This is a genomic window from Vibrio sp. 1-Bac 57, assembly GCF_037546855.1.
GTDB lineage: Bacteria > Pseudomonadota > Gammaproteobacteria > Enterobacterales > Psychromonadaceae > Psychromonas.
This window is the reverse complement of sequence record NZ_JALAAC010000008.1, coordinates 1-23822: the sequence shown is the minus strand read 5'-3', so window position 1 is coordinate 23822 and position 23822 is coordinate 1. Positions and strand designations below refer to the sequence as shown.

Below are 23822 nucleotides of genomic sequence, written 5' to 3'. Positions count from 1 at the left end.
ATTTTATTCAAGCTATTGATTAATATCTGTTTTTTATATTGGCACTTGGCTTGCTATAGGTTATGCCTGCTCAATAGCTTATGTCTGGCCAATACCTCTGCGACATTGTAATAAGTTTCAGAGCAGACCAATAGATAACCTGATACGAGCATGACAATCTCATAACTAAAAGGAAGTAAAATGAATAAATTATACAAAGGATTACTACTCGCAGGCGCGTTAACTGTGCCGACATTAGCGATTGCTGATGAGTGTACAAACCGCGGTGTATTAGATGATAGATACTGTGATGAAAATAATGATTTAGTGGCAGATTCTCCTAAAGATCCTGAACAGTGGCGAGACCCAAGTACTTTAGTATTTACTTACACACCTGTTGAAGATCCCGCTGTTTATAAAGATGCTTTCAAAGACTTCCAAGAACACCTCAGTAAAGTGACAGGCAAGCGTGTTGTTTATTACACAGTACACTCTAATTCTGCACAAGTTGAAGCAATGCGTTCAGGGCGTTTACATATTGCAGGATTTTCTACGGGGCCAACAGGTTATGCCGTTAATCTAGCGGGTTATGTTCCGATCGCTGTAAAAGGCACCGCGGAAGGTTTTCAAGGTTATAACTTGATCACCATTACTCGAAAAGACAGTGGCATTGATGAAATGGCAGATCTAAAGGGTAAAAAGGTTGCACATACTTCTGCTTCTTCTAACTCTGGCAACTTAGCACCTCGTGCTTTATTCCCTGCCTTAGGTATCGTGCCAGATAAAGACTATAAAGTGTTGTATTCAGGTAAGCATGACCAATCTATTTTAGGCGTGTTTAATGGCGATTACGATGCTGCACCAGTCGCTTCAGATGTTTACGATCGTATGGTAGCTGCGGACCGTGTTGATGATGAAAACATTAAAATTATTTACCGCAGTCCAAAATTCCCAACTTCTGCATTTGGTTACGCAAATGATCTTAACCCTGAGCTTGTTAAAAAAATAGAAAGTGCCTTCTCAACTTACCGCTTTACACCGGAAATGAGTGCCACGTTTAAAGGAGCAGATAGATTTGCACCTATTACTTATAAAGAAGACTGGGGTGTGATCCGCGATATCGCGCATGCTACTGGCACGGCTTATACAAAAGCTGGTTTACAAAAGTTAGCAGAACAGAATGCTGCTAAAAAAGCCGCAAAAAAAGCAGCAGCTTTAGCCGCTGAAAAATAATAAAACTATCTAAGTAATAGGCTGAAAATCGAGCTTCAGCCTATTTTACCAATCTAACGAATTATCCGTTCATTTATGCCTTTTTTGATCACTTTTCCTTGGCATCAAAATAGATCTTTTATTAAATTCGATTGGTATTACTTAGCATTTCTGTTGATACAAGGAATTGTCACCATGGCATCTACAAGTTCTAACGCAATTAAAATTAACGATCTTCATCATGAATATATCGCCGGTAAACCTGTCCTTAAAGGCATAAATATTGATATTAATGAATCTGGCATCGTAGCCATTATTGGCCCTTCAGGCACCGGTAAAAGTACATTATTAAAATGTATCAACCGTTTAAATGACCCTAGCAGTGGTGAAATCTTATTTGACGGTGCTGATTTAACTAAACTTCAAGGTAAAGCATTACGCAAGATGCGCAGACACATAGGCATGGTATTCCAAGAATATAATCTTGTGGAGCGATTGACTGTTTTAGAAAACGTATTAAGTGGGCGCTTAGGTTATATGAGCTCTTGGGATGCGTGGCGTCGCAATTATAAACCGGAAGATTTAAAACATGCCTTTGAATTATTAGAGGTGGTTGGATTAACTGACTTTGCCAATCAACGAGCCGATGGATTATCCGGTGGGCAACGACAAAGGGTAGGTATCGCCAGAGCGGTAATGCAAGGGCCTTATCTATTATTAGCCGATGAGCCAACTTCTTCATTAGACCCAAAAACAGCCGTTGAAATCATGGAGCTAATGGAAACTTTTGCACAACGTAATGATATCCCTGTGTTGCTTAATATCCATGATGTAAATTTGGCTAAACGCTACGCTAAACGAATCATTGGTATGTCCAACGGTAAAGTCCACTACGATGGCCCACCTGAAGATATTAGTGAGGCGGATCTGAAAGTCATTTATGGAGGTGAGTCATGGATGGATTAGCCAAATCTAGCGCTAAAAATACGGTTAACCCATTTAAAGCCTCGTTATTAAATCGTGCGCTGTGGTTAATTGTAGTTGCTTATATTTTTTATAGTGCCAGTTCATTAGGGTTATCGTTAGAACGTATTTTATTAGGATTTAGTGAAAGTGAGCGTTTGCTAACAAGAATGTTCCCACCAGACTTTTCTCGTGTTGGTTTGTTGATGGATGGGGTGGCAGAAAGCTTACAGATTGCCATTATTTCTAGTTTTTTTGGTATCGTGATTTCATTGTTTATTGGCCTTTTAGCGGCTCGTAATATGATGCCTATTATGATCACTGCGCCGGTACGTGCGTTTATTGCGCTGTGTCGTTCATTTCATCCCGTTATCATCGCTATTATTTTTGTTAAAGCGGTGGGTTTTGGGGCGTTAGCTGGGATATTAACGCTGATATTTGCATCAATTGGTTTTATCGCTAAATTATTTGCTGAAGCCATTGAAGAGATTTCATTTAACTCGGTGGAAGCGATTAGAGCGACTGGGGCAAGTTTCTTTAGTGTCATTATTTACGCCGTTATGCCACAGGTATTCACGCGTTTTATCGGCTTTGCAAGTTATCAATTAGATTCAAATTTAAGAAACTCAACCATGGTTGGCATCGTTGGAGCTGGTGGTTTAGGCGGAACTTTATTTTCAGCCTTCCAACGCTTTGATTACGATTTTGTCTCTGCCATTTTAATTACCATTATCGCTATTATTCTGGTTGGTGAAATGCTATCAAATTTAGTTAGAAGGATTTTCTAATGACAACTTCAAGTATCGATTTAGAGTGGAAAAGATTTACGTTACAGGAAAGGATTTCGCGTTTTGCTGTTTATTTGGTGATCGTGGTTTCACTAGTATGGTCATGGCAAAGTGTAGAGGTGATTGAAGAGTTTTTATACGATGCACCAGAGCAATTGCTGGATATGTTTCAACGGATGACACCGCTAGATTATGCGTTTTACCCTAGTTCAATTCATGATGCATTAATTGAAACTTTACACATTGCTACGCTGGGTACGCTGATTACGTTAATTTTTGCTGTGCCTTTAGCCTTATTAAATGCACCTAATATAACCCCTAGTAAAACACTCAATTGGATTGCACAATTCTTTTTAGTAGCAACGCGATCTATTAACTCGTTAGTTTGGGCATTGTTATTTATTGCCTTGTTTGGACCAGGTGTTATTGCTGGGATAATGGCTATCGCGATTCGTAGTATTGGTTTTGTGGGTAAATTATTATCTGAAGCATTAGCTGAAGTAAATATGGGCACCATTGAAGCCTTGAAAGCAACGGGAGCACCTTGGGGCAGTATTTTAGTAAAAGGTTACTGGCCACAGGTGATGCCGGCATTTTATTCAATTGTATTATTTAGATGGGATATTAATGTACGTGAATCGGCGGTATTAGGTTTAGTAGGTGCTGGTGGTATCGGTGTGGTACTGAATGATGCGCAAAACTTATTCCAATGGCAGAAAGTTGCGATGGTGCTTGTTAGTATCTTTGCAGTGGTTATTGTTGCTGAAATTATCGCTATTCAAATCCGTAAGCGTTTGATCTAGTTTCGTACTATCTCGTTTATGGTTTAGAACAATCATTATTTACGTAAATTATTTATTTTATTTCTTGTGTGCTTAGAAAGGGAGGCCTTATGTTGTTATATGTAAGTAGTTATTCAGCTCGACCTTTCAGGTTGCATTCACTTGAAACGAATCAATAAATCAACACTATAAAAAGCCAACTGATTATGAACTGACCCCATAAAGTTGGCTTTTTTTCATTTAATTTTTTATTTAGTTTTTCATCTAATTATTGTAATCGCTGCCTTCGTCTGTCCATTATTAATGGAACAGGTATCACTTTTTTATTCGTAAAGTGCGAATGATCATATTAATTAGAAAAACATTATGTTCTAATGTGAACATTAACTGGCGCGAACGAACATTTAATTCAAGGATTCCGAAATGAGCCTCAATAGAACGAATAATATTAAACAACTAGCTGAAGAAGAGTTAGATGTCCTTATTTTAGGGGGCGGTATCAACGGTGCTGTCGCTGCTGCATCTTTGGCTGCAAAGGGAGTTAAAGTTGGCCTGATCGATAAAGGCGACTTTGCTGGCGCAACAAGCTCTAACTCATCAAATCTTGCATGGGGTGGTATTAAGTATTTAGAAAGTCACGAATACCGTTTAGTGAATAAACTTTGTAAGAGCCGTAATAACTTAATGAAACACTACCCGTCATCAGTGACTGAGGTACGTTTCTTAACCACTATTCAAAAAGGTTTCCGTTTCCCTGTTTGGTTTGTATTCATGGGGACGTTAGCTTATTGGTTATTTGGTCGACTATTTACGATGGCACCTAAATACCTAACACGTAATGCTATTAAACAACTTGAACCAAGTATTAAGGTAACTGGCGCTCAAGCAGGTTTTGAGTACTCAGATGCTTTCTTAAAAGACAATGATTCTCGCTTTGTATTTAACTTTATAACGGCAGCTGCCAAAAAATCAGCGCTTGTTGCAAACTATGTAGAGTCAATTAAGGCGGTGCGTGAAAATAATCAATGGGTTATTGATGCTAAAGATAACACCACTGATGAAACCTTTACGATTAAAGCAAAAACCTTGATCAATGCCTGTGGACCAATGGTTGACCAAGTAAATAAAAGCACCAAACAGAAAACATCACATCATCACTTATTTTCAAAAGGTGTGCATTTAACGGTTGAACGTATTTCAAAAGATCACCGTGTATTGGCCTTTTTTGCAAGCGATGGACGTTTATTCTTTGTATTACCAATGGGTTCAAAAACTTGTATCGGTACCACTGATAACCAAGTAGAGAGTCATAAAACAGAAGTTACAGACGAAGATCGTCAATTTATTCTTGATAATGCTAATACATTATTAGAGTTAGATAAACCGTTAACTAAAGCAGATATTATTGCAGAAAGATGTGGTGTTCGACCATTAGCGATTGAAGCTGAAGAAGGCGTGGCAGACTGGGTTGCTTTATCTCGCAAGCATGCGATAGATGTTAATAAGCAAGATAAACACATTAGTATCTTTGGTGGTAAATTAACTGACTGTATTAATGTTGGTGATGAAGTGGCTGATATCGTTAAAGATCTAGCCATTCCAATGAAAAAGAATGATTCACTTTGGTATGGTGAACCAGCTGATTCAGTTAAAGCTAAATTTATGAGCGCAATGGTGGAGATTGATAAATTAACACCAAAAGGTGCATTAGAGCCTTTATCAAGTCGTTTCTGGCGCCGTTACGGTGAAGATGCTTTTGTTTTACTTGAAGCAATCAAGCAAGATCCTAGTAAAGCTGAACTTGCTCTTGAGCATACAGAGTTTACTTGGGCTGAAATTGATTGGGTTACTGAGAATGAGATGGTGGTTAATCTTGATGATTTACTACGTCGCCGCTCGAAAGCAACATTAGTGATCCGTAAAGAACTCTTAGATAATGCTGAAGGGCTGGAAGCTGTTAGTGAACGTTTATTTGGCGACAAGGCACAACAGAAAGTTACTGAGTTCCGTAACGCGGTTTCATTCAACCGAAATTAATTGCGCGAAAGTTAGTTTCTTAGATTGAAAATTAACTAAAGCTTTAAGCTAATAAAACCACTACCAAGCGTAGTGGTTTTTTGTTTTTTAAAAGAATAAAAACTTTAGCAGAATAAAAATGATTCTTAGTTTAATGCAATTTTATTCGATTGCAGTGATAGGTAAATCTTGGGGTAGGTTAGTTTGATTAGTATAGATCTGATCAAATGTTACTAATGAAGCTATTTTCACTGAAGCGGAACCTGACCATTTGCTCGCATCCGCCACTAACCAGGTTTGTCGTGAGTTTTGTAAAATACTTTGTGATAACTCTGCTTCAGCGGTTTCATGTTCCATCGCAATATGACTTTCAGTGATGGCGGCACAGCCTAAGATGCCAATATCTGCTTCAAAGCCATCAAAAAACGTTAACACACTATGACCCACCACATCCTGTTGTTGAGATCTAAATAACCCGCCGGCAATATAAACTTCAATTTCAGGGTTCGACTCTAAAATCTTCACTACTTGCAAGTTGTTGGTGATCACTCGATTTTTGGTTTTTAAATAATAAGCAATACGAGTCACTGTGGTGCCTATTCCCATCATGATGGTTGCGCCATCGGGAATCGAGTCGGCGACTTTCTTCGCGATCGTGTCTTTCACATTAAACTGCAAGTCGCTACGCAGTTGATAGCTGGTATTAGTGAGTAGTACTGGCAAACCAACACCGCCGTGAATACGCCGCGCATAGCCAGCTTTACACAGTTGGTTAACATCACGGCGAACGGTTTGAGTGGTAACTTGAAAATATTCAGCCATAGTATCAATCTGAATATCTTCGTGTTGCCTCAAACGAGCGAGAATATTTTGTTGGCGCGCATTTATTTTTATCATGCTTGAGCAAACTGATCAGGTTTGTCAGTGATGATCATCTCAACTCCCCAAGCTCTAAATTTACTCGCTTGCTGAAGATCATTAAGCGTCCAAATATTTAATTTTAGACCTGATTGTATGACTTCTTTGGCCATCTCTTCGGTTAATATTTTGTAATCAATATGCAGGCTGTATAAATTGATCGGTTTTAATTTTGCTAATGTTGCTCGCGGTTCATGTTCGGTAATATAACCGAGGCGAATCGTTGGCATTACTTGTCGACAGTGCGTTAATGCTAATGTTGAAAAACTAGATATGATTAATTTGTCATGGGGGAAGTTCATTTTTTCCAACACTTCTGCCACTTTATCGACTAAAGGTTGTACTTGATGATCATGATGAATTTTGATTTCTAGGTTCATAGATAAATCATTAGCTATAAAAAAGGCTAACGTTTGCTCTAAAGATTGAATCTGTTCTCCTGCAAACTCCTTGGAAAACCAGCTACCTGCATCTAATGCTTGTAACTGCTCAAGCGTTAAGTCTGCGACTTTATTTTTGCCATTAGTACAACGATCCACTGTCTCATCATGGAATATGACGGGCGTGTTATCGGCACTCAATTGCGTATCAAGCTCAATCCATTTTGCACCAGACTGTAAAGCTTTTTTGAAACCAGCTAATGTATTTTCTGGTGCTAGCGACGCTGCACCACGATGACCTGCAATCATAAATCCACCTGTAATGTTCATTTGAACGTTAATGACTTTGTTGATGATAATGTATTTTAGAAAATATAAAAGGCTTAAAAATACAACAGGCTGTCATATTAACTTAACAATTCAGTGGTATTTATACGTTCAGGTCTACATTTTTGTAACCTACTATTTGCACGATAATCATTTTCATATGATTCTACAAATGTTCATATGAATAATGTTGTGTGGGTTAACAAAAAAGCACATATAACCTATTTCACTATTTTTTTGTTTTAATAAACAAACTCATTTATTAAAACTAACTTTACAAACAAAGGTACTATTTATGATAAAGGTAATCGGAACCGTATTAACAGCTGTTGCATTGCTTGTTGGTTGTGGCGAAAAACCTGCTGATACAACGAAAAGCGCAGACGTTGCAAAAAAAGTTGAGCCAATCGACATCAACATGAGTTTAGTTTTTACTCAAAATGAGTTACTAACTCAAGAATTAATAAAAGCGACGGACAAAATCCGCGAACGTACCGATGGTGGCATTAATATTAAAGTTTACCCAGGTGGCCAGTTACCTGTTTATAAAGATAATCTTGAGCAAGTTGTTAATGGTGCAGATTGGATTGCGGTTGAAGATTTAAGCTACCTAGGCGATTACGTGCCTGATTTTGCTGCATTAGCTGGCCCTATGTTATACAACTCTTACGATGAATACCTTGCCATGATGGATACAAAATTAGTTGCTGATTTAACAGCACAAGTAGAAGCAAAAGGGATCAAAGTATTAAATGCCGATTACATGTTTGGTTTCCGTCACATGATCACTAATAAAGAGATTAAAAACTCTGCTGATATGGCTGGCATGCGTATTCGTGTTCCAGGTAGCCAATTATTTATTAGCACATTAGCATCAATGGGCGCTGCACCTGCATCATTACCTTTCCCTGAAACCTATGCTGGTGTACAACAAGGTGTTGTAGATGGTCTTGAAGGTTCAATTTTAACAATGTACTCAACTAAAATGTATGAAGTCGCTAAAAATATGTCTTTAACTAAACATTTCTTAGGTACTGTTGGTCTGTATATTTCACCTACATTATGGGACAAATTTACACCGGAACAACAACAAATTGTTAATGAAGAGTTTGCCGCTGGTGCCATTTCAAATACGAAAGAACTAGTTAAGCTTGATGCTGAATACACGCAAAAACTGGAAGAGTTAGGTGTTAAATTTAACGAAGTTGATAGCGCTGAATTTAGTAAATTAACTGCTGACGTTTATAACCAGTTCCCAGAATGGAGCAGTGATATTCGTAGTAAAATTGGTGCAGAGTTGGAAACAATTCGAGCAGCTAAATAGTCGAAATGAAGTCATCATATTTAACTGGCCTTTAATCACTAAGACTGAGTGCCACCGTTAAATATTAAAAAATAATGCTGCTTTATTGTTTTAACGATAAAGCAGCATCTTTTTTGCCTGTAATAGTTATTGTGTCATTCGCATTAGTTATGTGTTTTTAAGCAAAACAAAGTATCACCAACCTAGTTGCTTTTCAGTGTTGCAATGGGTTAACGAGTAGGAGAAGTCATGGGCTTCTTATTTAAAAATTTTGAAGAAATCTTAGCATCAGTTGCTATCTCCATTACCATTTTGATGGTCATTATTAATGTCATCCTACGTTATGGTTTTGGTTTTGTTGTTCCGTGGAGTGAAGAGTTAGCCGTTATTTGCTTTATTTGGTCTGTCTATTTTGGTATTAGTTCTTGTTACAAACATAAGCTACATATGGGCGTAGATGTGATCATTGCGCTATTGCCTGAAAAAGCAAAAATTCCATTCAATATAGTCATTTCAGTTTTTTTACTGGCAATAAATTTGATCCTTGCTTACCTAAGTTACGATTACATGATGCTGTCTAATAAAGTGACTCCGGTGATGGGCATGTCCTACTTCACTATTAATGGTGTGCTATTTCTTTGTTTCTCTTTGATGTCGATTCATACCGTCAATTTTATTTTCAAAGATATTAAGCAGCTTAGGCAACCCGCACAAACTAAGCAATCTAGCGACGCTTCCTCGTCGCAGTCAGACATATAGGTGACACAGTGGAAATCTATCTTCCTATTATTATTTTGTTCTCTCTGTTTTTGCTAAATGTACCGATTGCATTTTCTTTAATAGCTTCTTCGTTGGTTTATTTTTTATTTATTAATACCTCGATCCCTGTGACGCTAGTGATGCAACGATTCATCTCATCAGCTTCCTCATTTCCGCTATTAGCGATCCCCTTCTTTATTATGGTGGGGTCGGTAATGAATTATTCCGGCATTAGTCGCAGTTTGTTATCTTTGGCGGATTCATTGATCGGTCATAAAACCGGTGGTTTGGCGCATGTGAATGTGGCTTTAAGTACGTTAATGGGAGGCATTTCGGGATCTGCGAATGCAGACGCAGCCATGCAATCGAAAATACTTGCACCAGAAATGACTAAACGAGGTTACGATTTACCCTTTACCGCTGCAATTACAGCGGCATCATCGAGTATTAGCCCAGTTATTCCACCGGGTATTAATTTGATTATTTATGCTTTGCTAGCCAATGTTTCAGTACATGAAATGTTCATCGCAGGTTATGTGCCTGCTTTTATGATGGCATTATCATTAATGGTGACGATCGCAATTATAGCGAGACGTAGAAAGTATGCCCCATCAAGATCTGAGCCTGCACCAGCCAAAGAAAGGCTTCATTATTTAGGTAAAGCTATTCCAGCTTTATTGATTCCCTTCGGTATTATTTTAGGCATGCGCTTTGGTTTATTCACACCTACAGAAGCAGGTGCGATCGCAGTTTTACTGTGTGCAATCATTGGTTTATTTGTTTATCGCGAGTTAAAGCTGACACATTTTCCTGCTATTTTTAAAGAGACGGTGCAAGGTACCAGTAGTGTCATGTTCATTATTATCGGTGCGATGATCTTTGGTTATTACATGACCTTGGAACAAATTCCACAGAGCGTTGCCTCTGCATTAATCTTAGTCACCGATAACAAGTTAGTTCTATTAATGTTGATCAATTTACTGTTGTTGATTGTGGGTATGTTTATTGAAGGTGGCGCTGCAATGATTATTCTTACGCCATTATTACTACCGGCAGTACTTAATCTTGGGGTGAACCCCGTGCACTTTGGGATCATCGTGATTGTTAATATTATGATAGGAGGTGTTACGCCACCTTTTGGCTCCATGATGTTTACGGTTTGCTCAATTCTTAAAGTAAAACTGACTGATTTTGTACGAGAAGTTGCACCTTTATTATTAGCATTATTAACCGTGTTAATGATTTTAACGTACTCGGAAGGTTTAGTAATGTTCTTACCTAACTTGCTGTAAACATGAATAAATAAGCATTAATAGATAAGCGTTATAGATGCTTAAGGAAATACAATGAAGCAATTAAAAAACACCTTAACCAATGATTGGAAAGAGGTGCAATGGGTATTAACAGATGTTGACGACACATTAACCTGGCACGGGCAACTACCACCAGAGACCTTAATCGCGCTAGCTGCGTTACAACAGGCTGGGCTGAAAGTGGTTGCTGTCACAGGCGCTTGCGCGGGGTGGTGTGACCATATTGCACAATTGTGGCCAGTTGATGCCGTGATTGGCGAAAATGGTGCCTTTATCATGGAAAAGGAAGCGGGTAACTTAATCCTTAAGTCAGGGCTTCCTCTTCAACAAATTGCACAAAATCAAGCCACCTTAAAAGAGCAAGTTACTAGCATTTTAGCGGATTACCCTGACCTTGGTTTAACATTGGATCAGTCTTATCGCTTGTGTGAAGTTGCGATTGATATCGGTCAAAATCGCGACCCTGTTGCTACGCCTATTATTGAAGAAGTTGTGTCTAAAATTAAAGCCTTGGGTGCTAATGCAACGGCAAGCTCAATCCATATTAATAGCTGGTATGGAGATCATTCAAAAAAAGCGACATCGTTTCAGTTTTTGCAGGAAAAAGGCTTATCAACCTCTGAGATACTTGCACAGGCTTGTTATGTGGGAGACTCCTTAAATGATCAATTCATGTTCGCTGCTTTACCTAAAAGTGTGGGTGTCGCTAATATCAAAAATTACTGGGAAAGGCTTTTACATCATCCGGAATTCATTATGACTGAACCAGGTGGTTATGGTTTTGCTGAGTTTACTAAACAGTTATTAGCGATAAAGAACTTAGCTTAACAATGCATTCACTGTTACGATTATTGCTTTGATAGGTTCATAGCACTTATAGATCATCCCTACGGAGTAAACATTGACTAACAGAGCGGCGAGTAATACTACAACGACTAATAATCGTATTTTATGGATGGCTTTTTTAGGTTTGTTAATGACCAATTTGTTTTGGGCCATTAATGCTATTTTAGCGAGAAGTTATATGCCTGAAGTCGCGCCTATTGCGATGAATCTATTCCGTTGGTTCGGTGTTTTTATATTGCTGACGCCTTTTTGCTTACCTAGAGTGATAAAAAATTGGGCAATGATCCGCCCACATTTATCGGCGTTAACAGGGCTAGCGATATTAAGTATCGTATTTTATAACAGCTTACTTTATTTGGCCGCTAACTTTACCACCGTAGTAAATATTACCCTTATTAATACGCTTATTCCGATTGCCACTTTATTGATGGCATGGCGCGTCTTGGGTAATCGTCCTCGCTTGATGCAATTCCTTGGTATGGTGATCTCAATATTAGGGGTGTTACTGATTTTAACAAAAGGGCAGTTGCTACATTTATTGAGCCTTAAATTCAGTCAGGGTGATCTATTGATGATTGCCGCTGTGGTGGTGTGGGCATTGTTTACTGTGTTGTTGAAAAAGTTGTCACTTAAATTATCGTCTATTAATGTGCTGTATCTATTGATCATGTTGGGGCTGCCTTTCTTGATAGTCGCCTATGCCATTGAAGCTGTATTTTTTAAATTTTATTTACCTTCTTTTGAACACATCAGTTTGTTTGCTTATTTGTGGGTGTTCCCATCCATTCTTGCCTATATATTCTGGACTAATGGGGTTTTACGACTAGGGGCGGAAAGTGCATCATTATCGATCACCTTAATGCCTTTATTTGGGGCTGTATTGGCGATTATATTTCTTGATGAATCCATATTTTGGTTCCATATTGCAGGCGGTGTGTGCTCTCTGTTAGGCATGTTATTCGCGCTGCTACCAGCCAATAAACTGGCTGTTTTGTTTAAATTCAATACTCAGGCTAGAGGTATGTCAAAAAGTTGAAAATAAATCGATACTTAAGGGATGATTTATTTGCTACTTGTTAGCATTTCATTAACATCCTAAAGACTTTATTACAGATAAGTGGTGCATTGGAAAATATAGCACTATAAACAATCGTTACCATTCAAGGAGTTTAGAATGCCGTTAAAAAGAATAATTACAAAATTAGCGATCGGAATGACGATGGCAGGGGCGTTATTAACGCCTTTTATGGCCAATGCCGCTAAAGCAGAATATAAGTGGAAAATGGTAACAACTTGGCCAAAAAACTTTCCAGGTTTAGGGACAGGGGCAAATGAATTAGCGAAACTCATTAATGAGATGAGTGATGGACGAATTCAAGTTAAAGTTTATGGTGCAAAAGAATTAGTGGGTGCATTAGAAGTGTTTGATGCAGTCTCTCGTGGTACCGCAGAACTAGGCCACAGTGCAGCCTATTACTGGAAAGGTAAAGTACCTGCAGGACAGTTTTTCACCGCAGTACCTTTTGGTTTAACGGCGCAAGAAATGAATGGCTGGATATATAGTGGAGGTGGGTTAGAACTTTGGCATGAAGCTTATGCACCTTTCGGTATTGTGCCTATGCCGGGCGGTAATACTGGTGTGCAAATGGGTGGTTGGTTTAATAAACGTATCGATAGTTTAGCCGATGTTAAAGGCTTAAAAATGCGTATACCGGGTTTAGGCGGCGAAGTTTTAAAACGTGCTGGCGGTACACCTGTATTGCTACCGGGTAGCGAAATTTTCCCTGCTTTACAATCGGGTACTATTGACGCGACGGAGTGGGTTGGTCCGTATAACGATTTAGCTTTTGGTTTAAACAAAGCAGCTAAATACTATTACTACCCAGGATGGCATGAGCCAGGTTCATCAATGGAAATCCTGATCAATAAAAAAGCATTAGAAGGGTTACCTGAAAATCTGCAATCGATTGTGTTAAATGCAACAAAAATTGCTAATGCAGATATGTTAGCCGATTTCACAACGCGTAATCATGCGGCACTTGGACAGTTAATGAGTAAAGGTGGTGTTGAGTTATTACCTTTTCCAAAAGATGTGTTAGCTAAATTAAAAACCTTGTCAGAAGAAGTGGTTAAAGAAGAGTCTGAAAAAGATGAAATGAGCAAAAAAGTTTATGCATCTTATAAAGCTTATCGAGATCAAGTTATTAAATGGCATGATATTTCAGAAAAAGCTTACTTAAATGCAAGAAGTCCTGAGTAGTTAGCCCCTATTTCACTACTCTCAATGTTAATCCTGTTCATTAAAGTGTTTTTAATACCTTTATTGAATAGGATTAATTTCTGTTTTAACGTCATAATAACGGCCGTGATATTTTATTGAATCGTAATGTACTGGATTACATTAGATTAATAGTCACACTGCGCCGTTTCTTTTAGTTTGTAGATTGAGAATTTTGTATGGATACACCATCCCCTTCTTTAATAGCCATGATCAGGAACATTAATCGTTTCAGTGATTGGTTAGGTCGTTTTGTCTCTTGGTTTGTTTTAGCGATTGTGCTGATTACCTTCACCGTCGTTGTTATGCGTTATGCTTTTAATACTGGCTCTGTATTTATGCAAGAATCTATTAGTTACTTCCATAACTATGTGATCATGTTAGGTATGGGGTACACCTTGCTCAAAGGTGCTCATGTCCGTGTTGATATATTTTACCGACCTGCCTCCGCAAAGAAAAAAGCCTGGGTTAACTTATTAGGCTTCCTATTTTTATTACTGCCAACCTGTGTCTTTATCTTCTATATCGCGTGGGAATATGTGGCTGCCTCTTGGGAAATATTAGAAGGTTCACAGGAAGCGGGTGGAGTGGATGCACGTTACCTGTTTAAGTCTACGATTTTATTAATGCCGGTATTAATGATCATTCAAGGCATTGCTGAAAGCTTAAAAGCGATATTAATTATTAAAGGATATGAACAACACGTGTTGGCATTAGATGTAACTGAAGAGGAGCATGGACTATGATCGAATTTATTCCTCTGTGGTTATTTGCTTTTGCCTTCATCATTTTATTGATTGGTTATCCGGTTGCGTTTGCGCTAGCAGGATCTGCTTTATTGTTTGCTTTAGTTGGCTTTGCAACAGATACCTTTGATAGTGTTTTTTTAGAGGCTATTCCTAATCGTATTCAAGGTATTCTCGCTAATGATCTATTAATAGCGATCCCCTTATTTGTATTTATGGGGGTGATGTTAGAGAAGTCTAAAATAGCGGAAGAGCTATTAGATACCATGGGCCAAGTTTTTGGTGGCAAACCAGGTGGTCTCGGCTTATCGGTACTGATTGTTGGTATGTTATTAGCCGCTAGTACTGGGATTGTTGGTGCAACGGTTGTAACTATGGGCTTGTTAGCATTACCGACCATGCTTAAGCGTGGTTATTCTCCACAAGTTGCAACGGGTGTAATTTGTGCATCGGGCACCTTAGGACAAATCATTCCCCCTTCTATTGTCTTAGTGTTATTGGGTGATGTTATTTCATCCTCTTATCAACAAGCGCAATTAGACCAAGGTATTTTCTCTCCTGAAAGTGTCACCGTAGGAGACCTATTTTTAGGCGCTTTGCTTCCTGGTATTTTATTAGTCAGCTTATATGCGCTTTATATTATCGCCATTGCTATTATTGCCCCTAAAAAAGTTCCGCCGATCCCTGCCGATGAACGTAAGGTAAGTAGAGAACTGTGGATGCAAGTACTAACCGTATTGATTCCGCCAATTGGGTTAATTGTTTTAGTGCTAGGCTCTATTCTTGGCGGTATCGCAACACCAACAGAAGCTGCATCAGTGGGTTCTATTGGCGCGATTATTCTCGCTAAACTTAAGAACACACTTACCTTTCCTGTATTACAGAAAGTGTTACGCAGCACTACTGAAGTAACCTCAATGGTATTTATGATACTCATTGGCGCTTCTATCTTCTCATTGGTATTTAGAGGTTTTGGTGGTGACGACCTAGTGCGTGAGTTTTTAACTAACTTACCGGGTGGTGTATTTGGTGCAGTCTTTTTAGTAATGTTAGTGATGTTCTTATTGGGGTTCTTTTTAGACTTTATTGAAATCACTTTTGTTGTGATCCCAATTGTTGCCCCTATCTTGCTAGCAATGGGCATTGATCCTGTCTGGTTAGGTATTATGATCGCGTTAAATTTACAAACGTCGTTCTTAACACCCCCCTTTGGATTCTCACTGTTTTATTTGCGTGGTGTCGCGCCCGACTCGGTATCAACGCCACAAATTTATCGCGGTGTTATTCCCTTTATCGGGATTCAAATAGTGGTGATTGGGCTGCTTGCTTATTACCCGCAACTGGCAACGTGGTTACCTGAATTAGTGTACGGTTAAAAAAGCTAGTCACTGGCTTTCACTCTGCTTAAACTTTAAAAGCGTTCTTTTATAAAGAGCGCTTTTTTATTTGTTGTTGATTCGTAAAGAGAGCAGTCTATTTTCCTTCGTTATTTTTACTACTAATCGTTATTTTTATTGCTAACACCACAGCCCTTTAAAATCACTTGTGTTAATAATTGCACGCCTTGTTCAAAGTCTTGCTCTTCTAGCTGTTCTTTCTTCATTAGAATACTTATTTGTAAACCATGGTCTGCATAAGCCTGTGTACTGGACCATAACATAAACAATAAATGTTGCGGATTCATCGGATCCATCCATTTTTTATCGATCCAACTTTGGAATACTTGGCAGGTCTGTTCATATTGTTCTTTTAATTCTGCCTCTAACGGCGCACGAAGATAATGTGCACCATGTAAGACCTCTGCAGCAAAAATACGTGATGCATTGGGATGTTGCTGGGATTGACGCATTTTATTGGCGATATAAACCGGCAGAGCATCTCTAGGGTGAGAGTGCTCATTCATTTCATTCATGCTGCCCATCCATAGCTTTAATAATTGGCTCATGACTTCTTTATACAAACCTTCTTTGGTTTTAAAGTAATAAAGAATATTGGCCTTTGGTAAACCTACTTCCTGTGCGACTGCTAAAACAGTGGTTCCTCGATAACCGCGCTCTGCAAATATTTTTTCAGCGGCTGCTAAAATATGTTTTACATTATCTTTACGTATATCAACTAATTTTCCTCGTTCATGTATTACTCTTTTTTGTCCTGTTTTTTGAGCCGATTTTTTAATTGTCTTGTTCATAACTAGGAAGCACTCTTTAGGGTTGTTATGTTAATAACTGACGCATTTAAAGATGTAATAGATGCTTAACATGATGGGATTTAGATAATCTTAAATCCCATCTATTTATAATGTTAAGAAGAATGAGGGCTATTTTAGTTTGCCATCAACGCCTTCAACATAATAATCCATACGTAATAAATCACCGTCTTTCATCACTTCGCCGGCAGGTACAATTACTTTGCCAGACTGATCCTTGATTGGGCCGGTGAATGGGTGGAATGCACCACTGACAATTTGTGCTGACAATGCATTTACTTTATCTGCCACATCCTGTGGAACAGCTTTATTGAAAGGGGCAATTTGTGTCATACCTGACCCAATACCTTCCCAAACATCTTCCGATTTCCAAGTACCATCCATAATTGATTGCACACGTTTAACGTAAAAGCTGTCCCAGTTATGAACCGCTGCCGTGAGCTGTGCTGTTGGACCGTAATCGCTCATATCTGAATGGTAAGCAATGGCATAAACACCTGCATCTTCAGCTGCTTGTACTGCTGCTGGAGAATCCGTATGAAAAGTAATAACATCGGCTTTTTGGTCGATCAAGCTGTTTGCTGCTTCACGTTCTTTTGCAGGGTCAAACCAAGTATTTACCCATACTACTTTTACTTTTAGGTCAGGTTTTACTGAACGAGCACCTAGTGTAAATGCATTAATACCACGCACTACTTCAGGAATAGGGAACGCACCGATATAACCTAAGGTGTTTGATTTAGTCATGTAACCTGCAACCACACCTGTTAAGTATCTTGCTTCATAAATACGGTCGAAATAAGTGCCGACATTTTTAGCACGTTTATAACCCGTTGCATGTTCAAAGCGAACATTTGGGAAACGTTTAGCTACTTTAAGTGTTGGGTTCATGTAACCAAAAGAAGTGGTAAAAATTAATTTATGACCACTTTGTGCAAGTTGTGTGATCACTCGTTCAGCATCCGGCCCTTCTGCAACATTTTCGATAAACGTTGTTTTAATTTTATCGCCAAATACTTTTTCTAGGTTAAGCCGTGCTTGGTCATGTGTGTAGGTCCAACCTGCTTCTCCCGTTGAGCTCACGTAAACAAACCCTATTTTTAATGGCTCTTCGGCGTGGCTAAATGCAGAGAAACCCAAGGTCAGGGTTAAACACAACATTTTGAAAATCTTTTTCATATTTATTCTCCATATATCGATTTTTTGTTTTGCATTAAAAACTGCTTAATGACGTTCCATATCAAATACCATTTTTTGAACACGAATCAAGGTTGGTACATAGTATGCAGAGCAAGAAACTGACCAAGTGGTCAAATGCATTTAAAATTTTTTAATGTTCTACAATTAATAATGCTAAGGACCTATAAACAAAGGCTCAGTTAGTAAAGGGAGGTTTACGTGATTCAGTTTTTACTTAATAACGAAATGATTGAACTGAAATCGTTTGCGCCAAGTCTGAGCATTTTAGACTGGTTACGCACCAATATGGGGAGAGCAGGAAGCAAAGAGGGATGCGCTTCAGGAGATTGTGGTGCCTGTACGGTAGTGGTTGGCGATCTCATTAATGGCCAATGGCAATACAAAAGCATTAATGCTTGTTTAATGCTGGTGGGCAACTTACATGGTAAGCATCTAATCACGGTGGAAGCGCTCACGACTAAAGTCGATCCCACGCTAGAAGATTTACATCCAGTACAACGTGCGATGGTCGAGTGCCATGGTTCTCAATGTGGATTCTGTACGCCCGGTTTTATTATGAGTTTGTTTGCTTTGTACATGAACCATAATCAATACCCAGGTAAAGAAGCGGTTATTCAAGCGCTAGGTGGTAACTTATGTCGTTGTACTGGTTATCAACCTATTTTAAAAGCCGCAGAAAAGTGCTTTAGCTATCCAAAGCAGGCTGCACAAAATATTTCACACCAAGATCATCGTTTTAGCCAACAGGTGAGCGTATTAACAGAAACGCTTAAAAAAACCCTGTTAGCAAATCAAATTCCAATGTTAGAAGAGGGTGATCAACATTTTTATTTACCACAGAATTTATCACAGTTGTGTGCCTTAAAAGCATCACATCCTCAGGCTCAATTTGTAGCTGGTGCAACGGATTTATCGGTAGAGTTCAGTCAGCGCCTTAGTTATAACAATAAACTTATCTCAGTACGTTACTGTCCTGAATTAATGCAGTTTAATGAAGATCAGCAAGGTTTACATATTGGGGCTGCATTACCTTATAGCGAATTTTTAGAGCGGTTTTGTGAAATTTACCCAGAATCCCATGAACTGTTTGAACGCCTAGGATCATTACAAATTAGAAATGCAGGTTCGCTAGGTGGCAGTATTGCTAATGCTTCACCCATTGGCGATCCTGCTCCGCTATTTATTGCGCTCAACGCTAACATTGAGTTACAGAGTTGTCGTGGACAACGTGTGATTGCATTGGCCGACTTCTTTATGGATTATCGCAAAACACAATTAGCTGATGATGAGGTGATCGTTGCAATCCATATTCCTAAGCGTGAGACTACATTGCAATTAAGCTGTCATAAAATATCGAAACGTATAGAAGATGATATCTCCGCTGTATGTTTAGTTTTAAGTTATCAATTGGATAACGATAAAATGCACAATGTTAGATGTGCAATGGGTGGCATGGCTGCAACGCCAGCACTGGCTAAAAATGTTGCCAAAGCACTAAATGGTCAAATCTTAAATCTAGAAAATCTACAGCATGCTGCGCAGCAGATAGATGTCGATTTCCAGCCGTTATCCGACGTCCGTGCTTCTTCTACTTACCGTCTTCAAGTTAGTAAAAATCTCTTTGACCGTATTTGGTTTCAAGCATTAGGTAAAATTCAATTAAAACAAAATACGCAAATTAGCAGCGCCATTCAAACAAGGATCCATCATGAGGCACTTTAAAACAGATAAACCAAGTGGCCTTGCAAAGAATGCGATTGGCCAATCTTTTGCGCATGAAAGTGCACTTAAACAGGTCACTGGCAAGGCCATTTATATTGATGATAAACCCGAAGCAATAAACAGTTTGCATGCCTACCCTGTGTTATCAACAATTACCTGTGGCCATATTGTTTCCATCGATACACGCGATGCGTTGTCAGTAACAGGTGTGGTGGATATTTATAGCGCCAAGGATATACCGGGTAAAAATGATGTCAGTCCTGTATTTAGTGGCGATATATTATTGGCACATGACAAAATTGAATATCATAGTCAGCCTATTTTATTGGTAGTCGCAAGCAGTTATCAAATAGCTCGCACTGCTGCTAGAAAAGTGAAAATTGAATATCAAGAGACAGCGGCTGTGCTTGATATTAAACAAGCGATGGCTGAGCAACATTGGGTGCGCCCTCCACATGCATTACATCGAGGTGAGCCAAAACAAGCGATTAATGACGCCAAGCACCAAATTAATGGTGAACTCTACGTGGGTGGGCAAGAGCATTTTTATTTAGAAGGGCAAGTGAGCACTGCCACGCCAACGGAAGATGGTGGCATGTTTATTGAATCGTCAAGCCAACATCCCTCTGAAGTGCAGCACTTAGTCGCAAAAATTCTTAATAAACCATTTAATTATGTCACCGTAGAAATGCGTCGTATGGGTGGTGGTTTTGGAGGAAAAGAAACGCAGGCTGCACCTTGGGCATGTCTGGCTGCTCTGGCCGCTTTTTATACGGGTAAAAGTGTTAAAATTCGTTTAGCACGAGGCGATGATTTTAAAGTAACGGGCAAACGTCATCCATTTTACAACACCTATCAAGTAGGGTTTGATGATGATGGACTTATCACCGGTGTTGATATCGATATCAATGGTTACTGTGGTTACTCCGCAGATTTATCCGATGCAATTGTAGACCGTGCATTGTTTCACGCTGACAATGCTTATTATTATCCTGCCGCACATATTAATGGTAACCGTTGTAAAACGAACACCGTTAGTAATACCGCATTCCGAGGTTTTGGTGGTCCGCAGGGCATGATTGTCGCAGAACAAATTGTTGATGATATTGCTTACTACCTTGGTAAAGACCCATTACAGATTCGTAAGCTTAACCTGTATACGCCTGGTCGTGATATCACTCCTTATAAACAAAAAGTAGAGCAATTTATTCTTCAGGATATGATTGCAAAAATGGAAGTAGAGGCCGATTACTGGGCTCGTAAAGCCAGTATTGAAAGCTTTAATCGACATTCTCCAATCATTAAAAAAGGGTTGTCATTAACACCAGTTAAATTTGGTATTTCCTTTACCGTACAGCATTTAAACCAAGCCGGTGCACTAGTGATTATTTATGCCGATGGTTCCGTTCATGTTAACCATGGCGGTACGGAAATGGGGCAGGGTTTACACACCAAAATAGCACAAATAGTGGCACAGGCTTTCTCCATCGATATGCAACATGTATTAGTCAATGCAACACGTACCGATAAAGTGCCCAACACCTCGCCCACCGCTGCATCAAGTGGAACCGACCTAAACGGTATGGCGGCATTAAACGCAGCGAATACGATCAAAGAAAGATTGTTCGCCTTTGCTAGCGAGCACTTTGCAGTAAAAGCCGACAGTTTACAGTTAGTGAATAATCAGTTGATCCATGAAAAAGGGCAAATCAGCTTTCCAGAATTAATTAATCTTGCTTATTTAAACCGTATTTCACTTTCTAGCACTGGCTTTTATGCCACCCCTGAAATCTATTACGACCGTGAAAAAGCAGAAGGTAATCCTTTCTTTTATTACGCTTATGGAATTGCATTGAGTGAAGTAGAAGTCGATGTGTTAACTGGAGAAAACTCAGTCACACGAGTCGATATTTTGCACGATGTCGGTAACTCGATTAATCCAGCATTAGATATTGGACAGATTGAAGGTGGCTTTATTCAAGGTATGGGATGGTTAACCACTGAAGACTTAAGTTGGAATGATAAAGGTCAGTTGGCCAGTAACGCACCTGCCACTTATAAAATTCCAGCGATAGGCGATACACCTGCAGAATTTAATGTCACGCTTTACGATTCACAAAACCCAGCGACAACCGTGTTTAAATCTAAAGCCGTCGGCGAACCTCCTTTTATGTTAGGAATTAGCGTGTGGAGTGCGTTGCGAAATGCCGTCGCCAGTATCACTGATTATCAATTTGCACCAAGCTTAAACACGCCAGCAACAGCTGAATGTATTTTAGGTGCTGTGCAAGTGGCGCAAGAGTGGTTGCAAGATCACAAAGAAAAGGGCAGTAAACAAGGCCAACAAGGAGTTGATGATGCTTAATATTTCAATGCAAGGTTTGCATACACATAGTTGGTTACAAGCTGCCACTGAACTTGAGCAGGGTAGCGAAACCTACGTCATTATTACGCTATTAGGTGCGGCAGGTTCAACACCGCGTGCCAGTGGCACTAAAATGGTGGTGAGTGAAAATAATATCTACGTGACTATTGGTGGTGGGCATTTAGAGTTTAAAGCGATTAAACATGCTCGACAATTGATAACACAGGGAGAAACCTGTCAGGAAGTAGAAAACTTTCAACTAGGGGCCAGTCTCGGACAGTGCTGTGGTGGCCAAGTGTTAGTATTATTTGAAGTCTTTGCTAGCGACAATATGCACTTAGATATCTATGGTGCAGGTCATGTAGCACAAGCCTTGATACCTATGCTAGGTCAGCTGCCAATACGCGTACGTTGGATTGATAGCCGCGCAGATCTATTTCCAGAGCATATACCAAGCAACGTCAAAAAAGTGGTTGATGAAGCCCCTGTGGATCAAGTTAACAATGCAGTAAAAAACACTGCTTCTTTAATCTTAACGCATAACCATCAATTAGATTTTTCGTTAACGCAAGCCATTATCAAACGTGCCGATTCATTATGGTTAGGGGTAATTGGTTCAGAGACTAAAGCGAAGAAGTTTCAATACCGTTTATCGCAAAGAGGCTTCACTGACGCTCAAGTCCAAACTATGGTTTGTCCTGTTGGCCTAAAAGAAGTATCAGGTAAATTACCAATGGAAGTTGCCATTTCAATAGCAGGGCAGTTGGTTGAGTTATACCAAAGTGTGCAAGTAGGGTTACCGAAGCAACAAGGAAAAGAATGGAAAACACTACAAAGTAACCTAGTGCAATTAAGCGCATTACAAAGTAATAAAAGTAAGGTGGGGTGATTTTTTCGTGCTGTTCGATATAACTCGTCTGCGCTCGTCCAGTCATTAACCTTAATGGTAGGCTTTGGTATTCTGCCCTTGTGACGCCTTACGTTCCTTTTATTAGCCAAAGGAACCTGTGTCAATGGGTTTATAAAAAGTACCAGTAAAGGACCTTGTCGTAGTTCGAAAACCAAAGGGATCAATATAGCGGTCAGTAATGCGTTTTTAGCCAGACAAGGTTTGATCTCATTAAAGGACTTGTGGATTAATATTCACTATTCATCATAAGATGAACCGCCCAGTGCGAAGCCGCATACAGGGTGGTGTAGGGGCTGGAGGTTAGATACCTCCGGCTACCCGATTAGCTTTTACATACGCTATAGTCAAAATCTTCGGGTACTTCGTGCGGCATTTGGTCAACTTGAAAGTAGCCCCAAATAGAAAACAATATTAAGAAGGTTGGTATTAATAGATGAAATACCGATTTTAAATTACCTTTCCAGCCTCTTAGGATTTTCGTGGGCTTGTACACTTTCATTCCCTTGGGGGGAAACTGTTTATGAATAATACCTTTATAGCCAATTGGAACAGTAACAATACCAATCATGAAAGCACCGAAGAGCGGTATACCTACAAATAACGAATACCACATAACTGAAATTCCAGAGTAACCGAACGGTGTGTGACAATGAACAGTATCTACATACCAATTAAGAAAAGGTAGATACCACTTTTCATTAATTATTAGGCACAGCACACCGAGCAAAAGAAATAAAAATATCCTTTTGTATTTTTCCGGTTTTGAGAACTCTTCTGCGTATTCGATAACTCTCTCCTTGAGTAAAAGC

21 protein-coding genes are annotated in these 23822 nt (G+C 39.2%); 16 read left to right on the top strand and 5 right to left on the bottom strand.

Translation table 11 applies throughout. From position 1 onward, the window contains the following. The first annotated feature begins 180 nt into the window (after nucleotides 1–180). The 5 genes from phnD (at nucleotide 181) to MT391_RS07110 (ending at nucleotide 5761) form a co-directional block, all read left to right on the top strand. Nucleotides 181–1212 (top strand): phosphate/phosphite/phosphonate ABC transporter substrate-binding protein, encoded by a 1032-nt coding sequence (gene phnD, locus MT391_RS07130; RefSeq protein ID WP_166368522.1) that lies wholly within the window; start codon nucleotides 181–183, stop codon nucleotides 1210–1212. Nucleotides 1213–1386: 174 nt separating this feature from the next. Beyond that, nucleotides 1387–2157, top strand: coding sequence for a phosphonate ABC transporter ATP-binding protein (phnC, locus tag MT391_RS07125; protein ID WP_028868552.1), 771 nt, complete (start codon nucleotides 1387–1389; stop codon nucleotides 2155–2157). Further along, nucleotides 2145–2942 carry a phosphonate ABC transporter, permease protein PhnE gene (gene phnE, locus MT391_RS07120; protein ID WP_499497325.1) on the top strand — a complete coding sequence of 266 codons (798 nt, stop codon included), beginning with the start codon at nucleotides 2145–2147 and terminating at the stop codon, nucleotides 2940–2942. Before phnC ends, phnE (MT391_RS07120) begins: the two co-directional genes overlap by 13 nt. Further along, nucleotides 2942–3745, top strand: a complete 804-nt coding sequence (gene phnE / locus MT391_RS07115) for a phosphonate ABC transporter, permease protein PhnE (protein ID WP_166368518.1) — start codon at nucleotides 2942–2944, stop codon at nucleotides 3743–3745. The genes phnE (MT391_RS07120) and phnE (MT391_RS07115) overlap by 1 nt, the downstream gene beginning before the upstream one ends. Nucleotides 3746–4147: 402 nt before the next feature. After that, nucleotides 4148–5761 carry a glycerol-3-phosphate dehydrogenase/oxidase gene (locus MT391_RS07110; RefSeq protein WP_499497324.1) on the top strand — a complete coding sequence of 538 codons (1614 nt, stop codon included), beginning with the start codon at nucleotides 4148–4150 and terminating at the stop codon, nucleotides 5759–5761. 141 nt (nucleotides 5762–5902) lie between these two features. On the opposite strand, the gene MT391_RS07105 is transcribed toward MT391_RS07110, so the two are convergent. Beyond that, nucleotides 5903–6634: a DeoR/GlpR family DNA-binding transcription regulator gene (locus MT391_RS07105; RefSeq protein ID WP_499497421.1), complete on the bottom strand. Its 732-nt coding sequence runs from the start codon at nucleotides 6632–6634 to the stop codon at nucleotides 5903–5905. Next, nucleotides 6634–7347: a glycerophosphoryl diester phosphodiesterase gene (locus tag MT391_RS07100; protein WP_499497323.1), complete on the bottom strand. Its 714-nt coding sequence runs from the start codon at nucleotides 7345–7347 to the stop codon at nucleotides 6634–6636. Before MT391_RS07100 ends, MT391_RS07105 begins: the two co-directional genes overlap by 1 nt. A 313-nt stretch (nucleotides 7348–7660) precedes the next feature. Here MT391_RS07100 and MT391_RS07095 point away from each other — a divergent pair, with 313 nt between their 5' ends. The 8 genes from MT391_RS07095 (at nucleotide 7661) to MT391_RS07060 (ending at nucleotide 15986) form a co-directional block, all read left to right on the top strand. Beyond that, entirely contained in the window at nucleotides 7661–8689 is a 1029-nt protein-coding gene (locus MT391_RS07095; protein ID WP_166368512.1) for a C4-dicarboxylate TRAP transporter substrate-binding protein, read from the top strand. Nucleotides 8690–8917: 228 nt separating this feature from the next. After that, entirely contained in the window at nucleotides 8918–9427 is a 510-nt protein-coding gene (locus MT391_RS07090; RefSeq protein ID WP_166368510.1) for a TRAP transporter small permease, read from the top strand. An 8-nt stretch (nucleotides 9428–9435) separates the two neighbouring features. Then, a complete protein-coding gene (locus tag MT391_RS07085) occupies nucleotides 9436–10719 on the top strand; it encodes a TRAP transporter large permease (RefSeq protein WP_166368508.1) in 1284 nt (427 codons plus the stop codon). A gap of 54 nt (nucleotides 10720–10773) precedes the next feature. Beyond that, the gene (locus tag MT391_RS07080) at nucleotides 10774–11568 is read left to right on the top strand and encodes an HAD-IIB family hydrolase (RefSeq protein ID WP_499497322.1); all 795 of its coding nucleotides are present in this window, start codon (nucleotides 10774–10776) and stop codon (nucleotides 11566–11568) included. A gap of 73 nt (nucleotides 11569–11641) precedes the next feature. Then, nucleotides 11642–12622 carry a DMT family transporter gene (locus tag MT391_RS07075; RefSeq protein ID WP_499497321.1) on the top strand — a complete coding sequence of 327 codons (981 nt, stop codon included), beginning with the start codon at nucleotides 11642–11644 and terminating at the stop codon, nucleotides 12620–12622. A gap of 177 nt (nucleotides 12623–12799) precedes the next feature. Beyond that, entirely contained in the window at nucleotides 12800–13846 is a 1047-nt protein-coding gene (locus tag MT391_RS07070) for a TRAP transporter substrate-binding protein (protein ID WP_499439492.1), read from the top strand. Nucleotides 13847–14043: 197 nt separating this feature from the next. Next, nucleotides 14044–14610, top strand: a complete 567-nt coding sequence (locus tag MT391_RS07065) for a TRAP transporter small permease subunit (RefSeq protein WP_166368500.1) — start codon at nucleotides 14044–14046, stop codon at nucleotides 14608–14610. Next, on the top strand, nucleotides 14607–15986 hold the full coding sequence (locus MT391_RS07060) for a TRAP transporter large permease (protein WP_499497320.1): 1380 nt from the start codon (nucleotides 14607–14609) through the stop codon (nucleotides 15984–15986). Before MT391_RS07065 ends, MT391_RS07060 begins: the two co-directional genes overlap by 4 nt. A gap of 122 nt (nucleotides 15987–16108) precedes the next feature. Here the strand turns inward: MT391_RS07060 and MT391_RS07055 are convergent, their stop codons facing one another. Continuing rightward, the gene (locus tag MT391_RS07055; RefSeq protein ID WP_499497319.1) at nucleotides 16109–16798 is read right to left on the bottom strand and encodes a TetR/AcrR family transcriptional regulator; all 690 of its coding nucleotides are present in this window, start codon (nucleotides 16796–16798) and stop codon (nucleotides 16109–16111) included. Nucleotides 16799–16927: 129 nt separating this feature from the next. Continuing rightward, on the bottom strand, nucleotides 16928–17995 hold the full coding sequence (locus MT391_RS07050; RefSeq protein ID WP_166368494.1) for a BMP family ABC transporter substrate-binding protein: 1068 nt from the start codon (nucleotides 17993–17995) through the stop codon (nucleotides 16928–16930). Between the two features lie 219 nt (nucleotides 17996–18214). On the opposite strand from MT391_RS07050, the gene xdhA reads away from it, so the two are divergent. Genes xdhA through xdhC form a run of 3 tightly spaced genes read left to right on the top strand, consistent with a single transcriptional unit; the run spans nucleotide 18215 to nucleotide 22992 of the window. Beyond that, nucleotides 18215–19738, top strand: a complete 1524-nt coding sequence (gene xdhA / locus MT391_RS07045) for a xanthine dehydrogenase small subunit (RefSeq protein WP_499497318.1) — start codon at nucleotides 18215–18217, stop codon at nucleotides 19736–19738. Next, nucleotides 19725–22103 (top strand): xanthine dehydrogenase molybdopterin binding subunit, encoded by a 2379-nt coding sequence (gene xdhB / locus MT391_RS07040; protein WP_499497317.1) that lies wholly within the window; start codon nucleotides 19725–19727, stop codon nucleotides 22101–22103. Before xdhA ends, xdhB begins: the two co-directional genes overlap by 14 nt. Then, nucleotides 22093–22992, top strand: a complete 900-nt coding sequence (xdhC, locus tag MT391_RS07035) for a xanthine dehydrogenase accessory protein XdhC (RefSeq protein ID WP_499497316.1) — start codon at nucleotides 22093–22095, stop codon at nucleotides 22990–22992. Before xdhB ends, xdhC begins: the two co-directional genes overlap by 11 nt. Before the next feature lie 343 nt (nucleotides 22993–23335). On the opposite strand, the gene MT391_RS07030 is transcribed toward xdhC, so the two are convergent. Next, a partial coding sequence (locus tag MT391_RS07030; RefSeq protein ID WP_499497315.1) for a hypothetical protein occupies nucleotides 23336–23822 on the bottom strand: 487 nt, incomplete at its 5' end.

Excerpts from the sequence above, each read along its gene's own strand:
- phnD (WP_166368522.1), top strand. The coding sequence starts at position 181 with ATGAATAAATTATACAAAGGATTACTACTCGCAGGCGCGTTAACTGTG.
- phnC (WP_028868552.1), top strand. The coding sequence starts at position 1,387 with ATGGCATCTACAAGTTCTAACGCAATTAAAATTAACGATCTTCATCAT.
- phnE (WP_499497325.1), top strand. The coding sequence starts at position 2,145 with ATGGATGGATTAGCCAAATCTAGCGCTAAAAATACGGTTAACCCATTT.
- phnE (WP_166368518.1), top strand. The coding sequence starts at position 2,942 with ATGACAACTTCAAGTATCGATTTAGAGTGGAAAAGATTTACGTTACAG.
- MT391_RS07110 (WP_499497324.1), top strand. The coding sequence starts at position 4,148 with ATGAGCCTCAATAGAACGAATAATATTAAACAACTAGCTGAAGAAGAG.
- MT391_RS07100 (WP_499497323.1), bottom strand. The coding sequence starts at position 7,347 with ATGATTGCAGGTCATCGTGGTGCAGCGTCGCTAGCACCAGAAAATACA.
- MT391_RS07095 (WP_166368512.1), top strand. The coding sequence starts at position 7,661 with ATGATAAAGGTAATCGGAACCGTATTAACAGCTGTTGCATTGCTTGTT.
- MT391_RS07090 (WP_166368510.1), top strand. The coding sequence starts at position 8,918 with ATGGGCTTCTTATTTAAAAATTTTGAAGAAATCTTAGCATCAGTTGCT.
- MT391_RS07080 (WP_499497322.1), top strand. The coding sequence starts at position 10,774 with ATGAAGCAATTAAAAAACACCTTAACCAATGATTGGAAAGAGGTGCAA.
- MT391_RS07070 (WP_499439492.1), top strand. The coding sequence starts at position 12,800 with ATGACGATGGCAGGGGCGTTATTAACGCCTTTTATGGCCAATGCCGCT.
- MT391_RS07065 (WP_166368500.1), top strand. The coding sequence starts at position 14,044 with ATGGATACACCATCCCCTTCTTTAATAGCCATGATCAGGAACATTAAT.
- MT391_RS07060 (WP_499497320.1), top strand. The coding sequence starts at position 14,607 with ATGATCGAATTTATTCCTCTGTGGTTATTTGCTTTTGCCTTCATCATT.
- MT391_RS07055 (WP_499497319.1), bottom strand. The coding sequence starts at position 16,798 with ATGAACAAGACAATTAAAAAATCGGCTCAAAAAACAGGACAAAAAAGA.
- MT391_RS07050 (WP_166368494.1), bottom strand. The coding sequence starts at position 17,995 with ATGAAAAAGATTTTCAAAATGTTGTGTTTAACCCTGACCTTGGGTTTC.
- xdhB (WP_499497317.1), top strand. The coding sequence starts at position 19,725 with ATGAGGCACTTTAAAACAGATAAACCAAGTGGCCTTGCAAAGAATGCG.
- xdhC (WP_499497316.1), top strand. The coding sequence starts at position 22,093 with ATGATGCTTAATATTTCAATGCAAGGTTTGCATACACATAGTTGGTTA.